This window comes from Polaribacter sp. Hel1_85, assembly GCF_000766795.1.
Lineage (GTDB): Bacteria > Bacteroidota > Bacteroidia > Flavobacteriales > Flavobacteriaceae > Polaribacter.
In genome coordinates this window covers 234,116-248,462 of sequence record NZ_JPDS01000003.1, presented here as the reverse complement: position 1 = coordinate 248,462, position 14,347 = coordinate 234,116, and the positions used below count along the sequence as shown (strand labels likewise).

Annotated in this window: 6 protein-coding genes; 2 read left to right on the top strand and 4 right to left on the bottom strand. The window is 30.8% G+C overall.

Annotation, left to right across the window (positions count from 1 at the left end):
* The first annotated feature begins 24 nt into the window (after positions 1–24).
* Positions 25–6,441 (top strand): choice-of-anchor D domain-containing protein, encoded by a 6,417-nt coding sequence (locus PHEL85_RS14860; RefSeq protein WP_036826976.1) that lies wholly within the window; start codon positions 25–27, stop codon positions 6,439–6,441.
* A 78-nt stretch (positions 6,442–6,519) separates the two neighbouring features.
* Here the strand turns inward: PHEL85_RS14860 and PHEL85_RS14855 are convergent, their stop codons facing one another.
* From PHEL85_RS14855 to PHEL85_RS14840, 4 genes are read right to left on the bottom strand one after another with little or no spacing between them, the layout of a single operon-like run.
* The gene (locus PHEL85_RS14855) at positions 6,520–10,053 is read right to left on the bottom strand and encodes an efflux RND transporter permease subunit (RefSeq protein WP_036826973.1); all 3,534 of its coding nucleotides are present in this window, start codon (positions 10,051–10,053) and stop codon (positions 6,520–6,522) included.
* Between the two features lie 11 nt (positions 10,054–10,064).
* Positions 10,065–11,237 (bottom strand): efflux RND transporter periplasmic adaptor subunit, encoded by a 1,173-nt coding sequence (locus PHEL85_RS14850; RefSeq protein WP_036826970.1) that lies wholly within the window; start codon positions 11,235–11,237, stop codon positions 10,065–10,067.
* A gap of 9 nt (positions 11,238–11,246) precedes the next feature.
* On the bottom strand, positions 11,247–12,590 hold the full coding sequence (locus PHEL85_RS14845) for a TolC family protein (protein WP_036826968.1): 1,344 nt from the start codon (positions 12,588–12,590) through the stop codon (positions 11,247–11,249).
* A 7-nt stretch (positions 12,591–12,597) separates the two neighbouring features.
* A complete protein-coding gene (locus PHEL85_RS14840; RefSeq protein WP_036826966.1) occupies positions 12,598–13,197 on the bottom strand; it encodes a TetR/AcrR family transcriptional regulator in 600 nt (199 codons plus the stop codon).
* Positions 13,198–13,324: 127 nt separating this feature from the next.
* Here PHEL85_RS14840 and PHEL85_RS14835 point away from each other — a divergent pair, with 127 nt between their 5' ends.
* Positions 13,325–14,296, top strand: coding sequence for a polyprenyl synthetase family protein (locus PHEL85_RS14835; RefSeq protein ID WP_036826963.1), 972 nt, complete (start codon positions 13,325–13,327; stop codon positions 14,294–14,296).
* The last annotated feature ends 51 nt before the right edge of the window (positions 14,297–14,347 follow it).

The window sequence follows — 14,347 nt, the reverse complement described above, 5'->3', positions numbered from 1 at the left end:
TTGTATTCTTAAACCCCCTATGTAATGTTAAAAAAGCTATCCCTAATAGTTGTTTTGGTAATTTCTTTTGCCACTTATTCTCAAATTCCAGCATATTATAACGATGTAAATTTAAACCTAACAGGTACTGCCTTAAGAGATGAACTTGCAACAAAAGTTATAAATACGCATACAACAACACTTTCTTATGGATGGCCAGTTATTCAACAAACTGATTTAGATCCAGATGATGTAACCAATTCAACAGTTTTATTGCTTTATGGTTCTAACGATTCTGATGGGAATACCTTAACAGATAGAACTAGAAGTGTAAACAGTAATGGAGGTAACTCTGGAGACTGGAATAGAGAACATACTTATCCAAAATCTTTAGGAAACCCTAATTTAGGTACTTCTGGTCCAGGAGCAGATGTACATCATTTAAGAGCAACAGATGTTGCTTTAAATAGTAATAGAGGTAGTTTAAGATTTGCTACCGGTTCTGGTGTTGCAGGCACTTCTGGTTCAGGTTGGTATCCTGGAGATGAATGGAAAGGTGATGTTGCAAGAATGATGATGTATATGTACATACGTTATGGTACTGTATGTTTACCATCAAATGTTGCAATTGGTACTACAAATGCTGTTGACGCTAATATGATAGACTTACTATTAGATTGGAATGCTGCCGACCCTGTTTCTCAATACGAAAAAAATAGAAATACAATTTTAGAAACAGAACAAGGAAATAGAAATCCTTTTATTGATAATCCAGGTTTTGCAACTACAATTTGGGGAGGTGCACAGGCAGAAGAATTATTTTCTGGTTCACTTGCAGATTGTTCAGAACTTTTTATTTCAGAATATATTGAAGGTTCTGGAAATAATAAGTTTTTAGAAATTTATAACCCAACAAGTTCTGCTGTAGATTTATCTACTTATGATATAGTAATGTATCAAAATGGAAGTGCTACAGTTTCTGCAACTTTAACATTAAGTGGAACTCTTGTTTCTGGAGATACTTTTGTAATAGAAAATAGTTCTGAGGGGCTAGGTTATACTGCAGATTTATCAACGTCAAATACAGTAATGACTTTTAATGGAGATGATGCAATTGCTTTGAGAAATTCATCTACAATTGTAGATGTGATTGGTTTAGTCGGGACAGATCCAGGAACTCAATGGAGTGGAACTACTTGTACTTTAGGAACAGAAGGAGCAGTATTAAGAAGAAATTTTTCAGTTAAATCTGGAGATAATGATGAAACTGATGCTTTTGATCCAGATACAGAATGGACATGTTCTACAACTGATGATACTTCAGATTTAGGTAGTTATGTAAATAGTTGTTTTTCTCCAGAAATAGATATTCAAGGAAACTCAGTTTCCATAGCAAGTGGAACAACAGCAACATCTACAACTAATAATACAGATTTTGGTTCAATAGATACAGCATCTGGTACAGTAGTAAAAACATTCACAATTTTAAATACTGGAGTAGGAACCTTAACATTATCAGCAAACCCAACAATAACAACAGGAGAATCATCAGATTTTACAGTTTCTGTTAATCCAAGTTTAACAGTTGCAGGATCAGGAAGCACAACATTTGATGTAACTTTTGATCCAAGTTTAGATGGTTTAAGAACAACATTGGTTACAGTTTCTAGTGACGATTCAGATGAAGGAACTTATACTTTTAATATAAGTGGTACAGGAACTACAGGTGCTCCTTCATCAGATTGTGGATCAGAGACTTTTACAAATATAGGAGCCTCTTCAGGTTCTTATGCAACAGTTAATTGGACAGGAGATGATTCTTTATCGTGGTCTGCAACAGATGCAAGAACAGACCAAACATTAAATGGTAAAGCAATAACAGTAAGAAATGGGCAAATCAATATTCCTTTAACAAGTGGTGGAATTGGAGATTTTACAATTACAACAAAACTTGTTTTTTCAGGTAGTTCAGGAACGTTTAAACTAAAAGAAAATGGAGTTGAGGTTGGTAGTATTCCTTATTCTTCAACTGAAACTACAACAACTATTTCTGGTATTAATATTTCAGGAAATGTTACTTTAACTATAGATACAAATAGTAGTACTAGTAATAGGGTGATTTTTGATGATATTTCTTGGACTTGTTATGCAGGAGCATCGGCACCAGAAATAGATATTCAAGGAAACTCAGTTTCCATAGCAAGTGGAACAACAGCAACATCTACAACTAATAATACAGATTTTGGTTCAATAGATACAGCATCTGGTACTGTTGTAAAAACATTTACTATTTTAAATACGGGTGCAGGAGCATTAACTTTATCAGGTAATCCAACAATTACAACAGGAGAATCATCAGATTTTACAGTTTCTGTTAATCCAAGTTTAACAGTTGCAGGATCAGGAAGCACAACATTTGATGTAACTTTTGATCCAAGTTTAGATGGTTTAAGAACAACATTGGTTACAGTTTCTAGTGACGATTCAGATGAGGGAACATATACCTTTAATATAAGTGGAACAGGAACTACTGGAAGTCCCTCTTCAGCTTGTGGATCAGAAACTTTTACTAACAGTAATGCTAATAATTCATATGCTAGTAGTAGTTTTACAGGGGATAACAGTGTCGTTTGGACATATGTTGGAGGTAGAGATGATGAAGGATATGAAATTACAGGAAAAGGTTTAATGTTGGGAGGTGACACTAGTTATAAAGTAACATCTAGCACAGTAGGTGGAGGTATTGGAGACTTTACAATGAGTTTGAAAAAAGCTTTTACAGGTGGAGGTAACAGACAAGTTACACTTTGGATAAATGGTATATTACAAGGAACGTCAATTGCCTGGGATAACACTACAACTCAAACATTTTCGGTGACAGGAATAAATATTTCTGGAGATATTATTATTGAAATTAGGAATGCTTTATCAAAACAAGTTATATTAGATGATATTTCTTGGACTTGTTATGCGGGAGCATCGGCACCAGAAATAGATATTCAAGGAAACTCAGTTTCCATAGCAAGTGGAACAACAGCAACATCTACAACTAATAATACAGATTTTGGTTCAATAGATACAGCATCTGGTACTGTTGTAAAAACATTTACTATTTTAAATACGGGTGCAGGAGCATTAACTTTATCAGGTAATCCAACAATTACAACAGGAGAATCATCAGATTTTACAGTTTCTGTTAATCCAAGTTTAACAGTTGCAGGATCAGGAAGCACAACATTTGATGTAACTTTTGATCCAAGTTTAGATGGTTTAAGAACAACATTGGTTACAGTTTCTAGTGACGATTCAGACGAAGGAACTTATACTTTTAATATAAGTGGAACAGGAACTATGGGAGGTTCATTATGTGGTTCAGAATTGTTTATTTCAGAATATATTGAAGGTTCTTCGCAAAATAAATTTTTAGAGATATACAATCCTACAGGTGCATCTATAGATTTATCAACATATGATATTGTTACCTATGTTAATGGTTCAGCATCAGTTTCACAAACTTTAGCCTTATCAGGTACAATAGCATCTTTAAGTACATTTGTTATAGAAAATGATATGGAAAATCTTTCTGTAACAGCAGATTTATCTGTAACAGCAGGAGTTATGGATTTTAGTGGAGATGATGTGGTAGCTTTAAGAAAATCGGGTACAATTATAGATGTTATTGGACAAATTGGTGTTGATCCAGGGACAACTTGGGCAGGAAGTTGTATTACACAAGGTAATACGTTAAGAAGGATTGCTAGTGTAGGTTCAGGTGACACAGATGGTTCAAATGCATTTACAACAGATACAGAATGGTCTTGTACAACTGCAGATGATGTTAGTGGTTTAGGGTCTCATACTGTAAGTTGTGTTACAGGTCCTGAAATAGATGTTCAAGGAAATTTAAATGCTATTTTAGATGGTACAACAACTACATCATCATCTAATAATACCTTTTTTGGCTCTATAAGTGTTTCATCTGGTACAATTGTAAAAACTTTTACAATTTTAAATAGTGGTACTTCTTTATTAACGCTGTCAGGAATTCCGGTAATTTCTGGAACTAATTCTGCAGATTTTACATTAACTACTAGTCCTAGTTTAACGTTAAGTGCATCTGGTTCTACAACATTTGATGTTACTTTTGACCCAAGTGCAGAAGGTACTAGAAATGCTGTAATTACAATTTTAAGTGATGATGTAGATGAAGCAACTTATACATTTAATATTAGTGGTATAGGAACAACTGGCGCAATACCTTGTGCTTCTGGTAGTGGAGCAACTATATTTCAACAAGACTTTGAAGCTTCTCCTGCTAGTCCAATATTAACCTATACAAGTGCAGGAACTAGTGTTGCATCAGGTAATGGTAATACTCCATCAGATCCAAAGTATTCAGGAGGTTCTCAAGGATTACAGGTTAGTAATACAACAGGTACAGTAGAGTTTGCTACATTTGATAGTACTAGTTATTCTAATTTAGAATTTTCAGTAAGATTAGCTTCTTTTTCAGGAACAAGTGGTAATGGTGCCGAAGCAACAGATTATGTAAAAGTTTTTGTAAGTGAAGATAATGGAAGTTCTTATTCAGAAGAATTAACTGTAACAGGAGCTTCTGCAAACAATGCAAGATGGTCTTTTACTAGTGGGACAGGAGTTGCAACTGCAGTTTATGATGGAGATAATATTACAGAATCTTATGCACCTGCAGGAACTGGAGCAAGAACAACAGATGGATATAGTACATTAAGTATTTCTTCTTTACCTTCTTCTACTTTGTTAAAAATAAAAATAGAATTAAAGAATAATAATTCTGATGAATTTTGGGTAATCGATGATGCAAAAGTCATTGGAGATTCAGAATCTATAGCAACTTGGTTGTCTGGAAGTTGGACGGGAACAGCATTAGCAAATAATGTAAAAACAATATTAGAAACAGATTACGATATGACTACAGAACCAAGTTTTGAAACTTGTGAATGTGAAGTGAAATCTGGTAGCACATTAACAATTACTGCAGATAAATATGTGAAAATAGAAAATAACTTAATTAATAACGGAAACATCATTATTGAAGATTCTGGAAGTTTAATTCAAGTTTCAAATTCTTCTAGTGTTTCAGGTACAGGTGAGTATTCAGTAAAAAGAAATACAACAAGTTTAATTTCAAGGAATATTTTTACATATTGGTCATCACCTTTAGCATCTTCTACTTTAGCAGATGTTGCTGCAGATGCAGATTTATATTATGCTTTTGATCCAGCCGTTCAATATTGGGTTTGGGCTACTTCTGCAACAGCAATGACACCTGGTGTTGGATATATTGTAGAAGGACCAAATGCAGGATATACTTATCCTGGAAGTTATACTGCAGAATTTACAGGTTCTCAATTTAATAACGGAGAAATATCTGTAACTTCAAGTTTAGGAGAGTCTGTAACCGCAGGAGCTGATGATAATTGGAATTTAGTAGGAAATCCTTACCCATCTGCAATTGATGCAAGTTTGTTTTTATCTGAGAATTTAGATTTAAATGGTACCATTTATTTTTGGACACATAATACAGATAGAAGTGCTAGTTCTAATTTTACTCAAGATGATTATGTTTCTTGGAACGGAACTGGAAGTATAGCTGGTTGTTCTGGTTGTATTGCACCTACAGGTAATATTGCTGCAGGACAAGCCTTTTTTGTGCAAGCATTAGCAGCAACATCAATCACTTTTTCAAATACGATAAGAGTTAATCAAAATAATAATAATTTTTATAGAAGCGCCCCAGTAGAAAAAGATAAAATTTGGCTTAACTTATCTAGTGATATATCATTTAATCAAATATTAGTAGGTTTTATAGAGGGAGCTACAGATGGAGTAGATAGATTGTACGATGGAGCAAAATTAGATGGAGGGACAAATGCAAGTTTTTACACTTTAATTGATGAAAAACCTTATTCTATTCAAGGGAAAACTTTGTTAAAAAATCAAGAAGTACTTCCTTTAGGGTTTAAAGTTAATTCTGCTGGAGATTATACCATTAGTATAGATCATTATGAAGGGAATTTAGAGTATTCATCTGTTTATGTTAGAGACGAACTTTTAGATATTTATCATAATTTAAAAATTTCTGATTATAATTTTAACATGACAGAAACAGGTACTTTTGATAACAGGTTTAAATTAATTATATATACGAATAAAGAAAATTTAAATATTGATGATTTAGAATACAATTCTAAATTGATGGTTTTAAATTCTCCAAATAACTTAGTACTAAGAACATTAGATAATAGTGTAATAAGAGAAGTTGTAGTATATGATTTATTAGGAAAAGAAATTTTAGTTCAAGAGAATAAATCCTCAGAAATAGAATTAAAATCAGTATTACTAAAATCTAATTCACTTTTAATTGTAAAAACTTTGTTAGATACTGGTGAAGTTATAATAAACAAGATAATTAAAAATTAATTTGCGGGTAGGCAATAGAAAAGGGTTGGCATTATAATGATGTCAACCCTTTTTGAATTAAAGTAATTTTTCTGTTAATTAGATTTGGTTCTTCTCATCTAATCTTTTATCCATATTAAATACTTCTTGTGGAATCATTTTTTTAGTTGATGTTTTACTTTTTAACCACATTTTAAATTGTGTAATTAAGAAGAATAAAACAGGTACCACAATTAGTGTTAAGAAAGTAGCAATTAATAAACCATAAATAACTGTCCAAGCTAAAGGTCCCCAGAAAACAACATTGTCTCCTCCAAAATAAATATTAGGATCAAAATCTGTAAATAAACTAAAGAAGTTAATATTTAAACCAATTGCTAAAGGAATCAATCCTAAAATGGTGGTAATTGCAGTTAATAATACGGGTCTTAAACGTGCTCTACCAGCTCTTACAATAGCTTCGAATAAGGTTTCTTTATCTAAGTATTCATCTTCTTCTAAACCTAATTCTCCTTTCTTTCTATCTATTAATAATTGTGCATAATCTAATAATACAACTCCATTGTTTACTACAATTCCTGCAAGAGAAATAATTCCCATCATTGTCATCATAATAACAAAAGCATTTCCAGAAATAACCAATCCACCAAAAACACCAATAAAACTTAAGAAAATAGCTAACATTATAATTCCTGGTTTAGAAACTGAGTTAAATTGGAATATTAAAATGAAGAAAATTAAGGCTAAACCAGTAAAGAATGCACCAACTAAGAATAACATTTGTTTGTTTTGCTCTTCAATTTGACCAGTATAATCAATTTTAATTCCTTTTGGTAAACCTTTAAAACTTTTCATTTCGTTTTGAATTTTACCAACAACAGCACCTGCATCTGTTTCTCCTGGAGATAAAGCAGAATAAACAGTAACTACTCTTCTTACAGATTTGTGTTTAATTGCACTAAAACCTGAGTTGTTTTTTTGACTTGCAACCGTAGAAACAGGAATTTCTTTAATTTTACCAGAAGCCTGATCTCTAAAAATCATATTTTGGTTAAAAATGGCGCTTTTGTTATACCTGTCTTCTTTGTTAAAACGAATATAGATATCATAATCCTCACCATTTTCCTTGTAAACACCAGCTTTGTTTCCAAAGATAGAAGCTCTTAATTGTTGCCCTACTTGACCAGTACTTACGCCTAATTCTCCAGCTTTTTTTCTGTCAACTAAAACTTCCATTCCTGGTTTGTCTCTGTTCACATCAATCTTTAATTCATCAATACCAGAAATACTTTTTGTGTTTATGAAATCACGCATTCTTTGAGCAGTATGAATTAATTCTGCATAATCATCACCTGTAATTTCAATATTAATTGGAGCTCCAGCAGGTGGTCCATTTGCATCTTTTTCAACAGAAATTAAAACTCCAGGATAAATACCAACCAATGCTGTTTGTACTTTCTGGCGCATTAATTCACTATCTAAACCTCTTCTATATTTATATTCTCTCATAGAAGCTGTAATTTTTCCTTTATGAGGCATTTCTGCAGCAGAACCACCATCGGTTTGAGGGTTTCCTGCTCCTTCACCAACTTGAGAAACTAAACTTTCTACCATAAAGTTATAGTCTCCATCCATATATTCATTATTATATAAAACGCTTGTTACTTTTTCTTCAATTAATTTTGTAATTGAATTTGTTTTCTGAATATCTGTTCCTTCTGGGTATTCTATATAAACAATTATTTGATTTGGTTTATTGTCTGGAAAGAATTCTACCTTAGTTCTTTGTGTTCCTAAAGACCAACCAAAAGCCATAAATGAAGCGATTAATAATACAAAAGTTAAAACAACTAATGCATAAGGAGTTTTACCTGTTAAAGCTTTTCGTAATCTAGTTTCGTACCAGCTTTCTAATTTTGGTAAAACTTTATTTTGAAAACTATTTGCCCATCCTCTTAAGAATAATCTATAAATCCAAAGCATGATGGCAGTAAATATCATTAAAGTACCCAAAGCACTATAAGCACCACCAGTTAATAAAACTATAATTCCTAATGCTGTCATTACACTTGTTAGAATAACAATTTTTTTAATAGGCATATCAATATCTTCTACACTCATAAATTGAGATACTAAAACCGAATTAAAGAAAATTGCAACTAATAAAGATGAACCTAAAACAGTAGATAAAGTAATTGGTAATAACACCATAAAATCTCCCATTACACCAGGCCAAAGACCTAAAGGAATAAATGCAGCTACAGTTGTTGCTGTAGAAATAATGATAGGAAAAGCAATTTCACTAATTCCTTTTTTTGCAGCTTCAATTCTGTTCATTCCTTCTTCATCCATTAAACGATAAACGTTTTCGACGACCACAATTCCATTATCAACCAGCATTCCTAATCCCATAATTAATCCAAAAAGTATCATGGTGTTCATTGTGTAACCAAGCAAGTTTAATATCATTAATGACATAAACATAGACATAGGTATAGCAAAACCAACAAAGACTGCGTTTTTAAATCCTAAGAAAAACATTAAAACAGTTACAACTAAGAAAACTCCAAAAATAATATTGTTAACCAAATCATCTACTTGACCAATTGTTTGAGAAGATTGATCATTTGTAATGGTAACTTTTAAATCTTTTGGAAAGTGATTTTCAATAGCTTCATCTACAATTAAATGTATTTGCTCTGATGCTGCAACCATATTTTCACCAGCTCTCTTTTTAACATCTAACATTACAACTGCTTTTCCTTTTTCTCTTGCAAAAGTTGTTTTGTCCTTATCTTTAAAAGAAACTGTTGCTACATCTTTTAAATAAATAGGATTATTATTATCAGATTTAATTACAAAATCTTCTAATGCTGAAGGTTTTTCAATTTCACCAATAATTCTAACAGTTCTTCTTTGCCCACTTGTAATAAAATTACCTGCAGACATGGTTACGTTTCCATTACTAATGGCAGAAGTAATGTCGTTAAAGCTCACTTTTGCAGCCATCATTTTATAAATGTCTACAGCAACTTCTACTTCTTTTTCTTGTGCTCCTCGAATGTCTGCTTTCTTAATTTCTGCTAAATCCTCGATTTCATCTTGTAAATATTCACCAAATTCTTTTAGTTTATAAACAGGGTAATCTCCAGAAATATTTATATTTAAGATTGCAATTTCTTCAGACATACTTAAATTAAAAACATTAGGTTCTATTTTAGCACCGTTAAATGTTGGCCAATCTTCACTTGCAGTTTCTGTAGATAATTCGTCTTTTATCTTTTGTTTTGCAAGTTCTACTGTAATATTTTCATCAAACTCAACAATTACCATAGAGTAATCTTCTTGAGATGTTGAGGTCACTTCTACAACATTACTAACCGTTTTTACTTTGTCTTCAATAGGATCAGTAATCAGTTTTTCTATATCTTCTGCAGTATTTCCAGGGAAAGGAGTACTAATATAGATTTTTGTTTCTTTTACCTCAGGGAAATTTTCTCTGGCCATACTTAAATAAGCAGAAATACCATAGAAAAATAACACAGCCATTATTACATAAATGGTTGTTTTGTTATGAATTGCCCAAGCAGATAACTTAAACTCTTTGTCAACCTGTTTTTTTTGTTTTGTCATCTCTACTATTTTTATTTATTGATAACTTTTACAGTTTGTCCATTGTTTACACTACGTGCACCTTCTTTAATTATTTCTGTACCTACAGGTAGATTTTCTAAAACTTCAATAAAGTTTCCTTGTGTTTTACCTGTAATAATAATAACTCTTTCTGCAACTGCTTCGTTGTTAGAGTTTTTGTCTTTAATAACATAAACAAATTGTTCTCCATTAGCGTTTTCAGAAATAATACTTTGTGGAATTAAAATTGCGTTTGTATCTGTGTAATCATTAATTTGAAGTTTTGCAGTTAAATTTGGCTTTACGTTTCCACTTTTATTTGCAACTGGTACTTCAATTTTAAATGATCTATTATTTGGGTTGATAAAACTACCAACTTGTCTAATTGTACTATTTACTGTTGATCCAAGAACAGGGAACTCAATTTTTACTTCTTTATTTTTTTGAATGCTTGTAATATATCTTTCTGGCACTTCTGCTTCAACATACATATTCTTTAAATTTACAATTCTAAAAACTTCAGAACCTTGACCAGGAGCAATAACAGTTCCTGTTTCTTTTATAACATCATCTATAACACCAGAAAATGGTGCTCTAATTGATGCTTTTGTTTGCTGACTTTTTAATTGTTTTAAAGTGTTTTTTTGAGCTTCGTAGTTAGTTTTTGTTTGTAAAAACTGAATTTCAGAACCTATTTTTTGTTCCCACAAACGCTTTTGACGTTCATAAGTAGTTTTTGCCAATTGAGTTGTAGCTTCTAATTGTGCAACTTGATTGCTGAGTCCACCGTCATCAATTGTAGCTAATAATTGTCCTTTAGAAACTTGTTGTCCTTCTTTAACATAAATTCTTTTTAAAATTCCAGGCATTTCTGGATAAATTAAAATGTTTTGTTTTGTTTTTACATTTCCTTGAATTTCTAAATAATGTTTAAAAACTTCTTCTTTTGCTGAAATAGTTGTGATTAAAGGAAGTTTTTTTATGGTGTCTTTTTTAGAAATTGCATTATTTATAGCTTCTAAATCTGCATTTATAGCATCTAAATTTGCTGTAATTTCTTTCTTTTTTGCTGTTAATTCTGTTAAATTTCCTGTAGAAATTAAATCTTCTATAGAAGTCGTTTTCTTCTCTCCGCAAGAGATTAAAACTAGAGTAATTGCTAATAATGAATATATTTTTTTCATGCCTGGTTATTATTTGATTGGTAGGTTTAATGCGTTTTCTAAGGTTGCTTTTTTAGCAATTACATCTAACATAGATTGGATGTAATTTTGTTGTTGCGAGTATAGTTGGTTTTGTGCTTGTAATAAATCGAAGCTAGAAGAAATTCCTTCAAAAAATTTAATACGTTGTTTCTTTTCTATCCTTTCTGCTAAACCAACATTTTTCTTAGCTGTACTGTAGTTTTCTATACTTAATTGATATTCGCTTTTTGCTTGTTCTGCTAATAAATTTAGACGCTGTTTAGTTTCTTCTAATCTTATATCTGCAGTTTCTAAAGCTATTTTTGCTTGTGCAGTTTTAGAGCTTCTTCCTAAACTACTAAAAATAGGGATGTTTAAACTAACTCCTAATAAAGAAGAGTTAAACCATTCTTGGTTACTTTTATGAAAGGAAAAAGTTTCTGAATATCCTTGTGTTCCATAATTTACAAAAGCAGATAAGGTTGGTAAAGCTTTACTTTGCTCTAGTCTCATTAATAACCGTTTAGATTCTCGGTCGTTTTCTGCAATCTTAAAATCTATATGATTAGAAAAAATAAAATCTTCAGACACTAAACTTAAGTTAATGTTACTTTCTGCTAAAGAATCTAAAGAGTCCGTTAATATAAGTTGAGTTTCTATTGGGTTGCCTAAAGAAAGATTTAGCATTTTGTATGCAATGTCTTTCATTCTTTTAACACTATTTAATTGGCTTTTTAAATTTCCTAAAGTAATTTCTAATTGCTCAATGTCTTCTTCTTCATTAAATCCGTTTTCATAGATTTTTTTAGCATCACTCAAATTCTTTTCAAGAATTTTTATATTTCCTTCTAAAATAGTAATACTATTTTCTGATACTAAAACATTACCATATGCATTTATAACAGCTTCTCTTGTTAATAGTTCTGTTTTTTCATTTGCTTGTTTAGAAATTTTTAGATAAGTCCTTGAAGCTTGTAAACCTACTAAATAAGAACCGTCAAAAAGTAATTGTTTTAATGTAACAGAAGCATTTATATTTTGTTTTGTACTAAAGGTTACTGGAATAAAAGTACCTGGAGTTCCACCTGTTATTTCTGCTGGTAATAATGAAATTTGTTGTTTTAACCAGTTTTGATAATCTATAGTACCATTAATTTGAGGTAAACCAATTGTGGTTGTTTCCCATACTTTTTTATTTGCAGATTTTATATCGTTTTTAGATGCTTTTGTATTGTAACTATTCTCTATGGCAAAACTTATTGCTTCTTTTAGAGATAAGTTCATTGTTTTATCTTGTGCATTTGTAATTAAGAAAAAACAGGTACTAATGCATACCAGAATTATTTTTTTCATGTGGTTTTTATTTCTGTTTTAATTGGTTTTCTAATTGTTTTAATCCCTTTTCTGTGCAAATTGCTCTTAAATGGTATTCTAAATAATAATTCATTAATGTATTCATAGAATAATTATTTAAAGGAAAAAGTTCTTTGTCTTTAATAGACATCATTCCAGAGAAATAGATGCGTGAAATAAATGTTACATCAATATTTTCTCTATATAAACCTTGCTGAATACCTTCATTTAAATTTTCTATAACGCATACTTGCATTATTTCAAATTGCTTTTTACTTATTGAAGCATAAATTTTGGGGTAATATTTTTGTAATTGATATTGAGGCGAAGATTTTTCGTCTTTTAAATTAGACATAACTAGCCTTTTAATATCAAAAACCTCTTCAATAGGGTTTTTTTTCAGTGCACAGATACTGTCAATTCCAGTGCAAATTGAACTAAACATAAGATTTGTCACTTCAGCCACAAGTTCAGTTTTGTTCTTGAAATACTTGTAAATTGTCTTTTTTGATACCCCTAAAGAACTAGCTATTTCATCCATAGTAACACTCTTAAACCCTAGGTTTAAAAACATTTGTTGCGCTTTTTCTAATATTTTATCTTTCATAAATCGAATGCAAATATAGTAATGGAAACTTTAGAAACAAAAATAGTTTCCAAAGTTTTAATGATTTTTTAACATTTGAATTAAAAAGTAAAATTTCTTTACGTTATTTTTACAAAAAATTACAGATTTGGACATTTTACATTATCAAAAAGATTTCATAGATTATTTAGAGTCTAAAAAATGGGTTAAAGAACCTAAGAATTTATATCAACCAATAGATTATATTCTTAAATTGGGAGGTAAGAGAATGCGTCCTGTTTTAACTTTAATGGGGGCAGATATTTTTTCTGGAGAATATGAAAAGGCAATGCCAGCTGCTTTAGCTGTTGAAGTATTTCATAATTTTACTTTAATTCATGATGATATTATGGATGAAGCTCCTCTAAGAAGAGGGAAAGAAACGGTTCATGAAAAATGGGATTTAAATACCGGAATTCTATCTGGAGATGCCATGTTAATTTTAGCATATCAGTATTTTGAAAATTATGAGCCTATTGTTTTTCAGAAATTAGCACAACTTTTTAGTAAAACTGCATTAGAAGTTTGTGATGGACAACAGTTGGATGTTGATTTTGAAACTAGAAATGATGTAACTATTGATGAGTATATTAATATGATTCGATTAAAAACATCAGTTTTAGTGGCTGCTGCATTAAAAATGGGAGCAATTGTTGCAGAAACTACAGATGAAAATGCAAATCTAATTTATGATTTCGGATTAAATCTAGGTTTAGCATTTCAATTACAAGATGACTATTTAGATACTTTTGGGGATTCTGAAACTTTCGGAAAACAAATTGGAGGTGATATTATAGAGAATAAGAAAACGTATTTGTATTTAAAATCATTAGAGATTGCTAATGAAAAAGATAGTAAGAAATTACAATTTTTTTACAATCAAAAATTAGAAGATAATTCAATCAAAATTTCTGAAGTAACTAGAATTTTTGAACTAAATGATATTCCTGTTTTAATTAAAGAACAGATTAAAAACTATACAGATAAGGCATTCAGTACTTTATCTGTTATGAATATCACTGAAGAAAATAAGCAAGGCTTAAAGAATTTTGGACTTTGGCTTATGAATAGAAGTGTGTAATTATTTTTTAAAAAAATGTATTAATTATTCAAAATAAACAGTACATTTGCA

Excerpts from the sequence above, each read along its gene's own strand:
- PHEL85_RS14850 (WP_036826970.1), bottom strand. The coding sequence starts at position 11,237 with ATGAAAAAAATATATTCATTATTAGCAATTACTCTAGTTTTAATCTCT.
- PHEL85_RS14840 (WP_036826966.1), bottom strand. The coding sequence starts at position 13,197 with ATGAAAGATAAAATATTAGAAAAAGCGCAACAAATGTTTTTAAACCTA.
- PHEL85_RS14845 (WP_036826968.1), bottom strand. The coding sequence starts at position 12,590 with ATGAAAAAAATAATTCTGGTATGCATTAGTACCTGTTTTTTCTTAATT.
- PHEL85_RS14855 (WP_036826973.1), bottom strand. The coding sequence starts at position 10,053 with ATGACAAAACAAAAAAAACAGGTTGACAAAGAGTTTAAGTTATCTGCT.
- PHEL85_RS14860 (WP_036826976.1), top strand. The coding sequence starts at position 25 with ATGTTAAAAAAGCTATCCCTAATAGTTGTTTTGGTAATTTCTTTTGCC.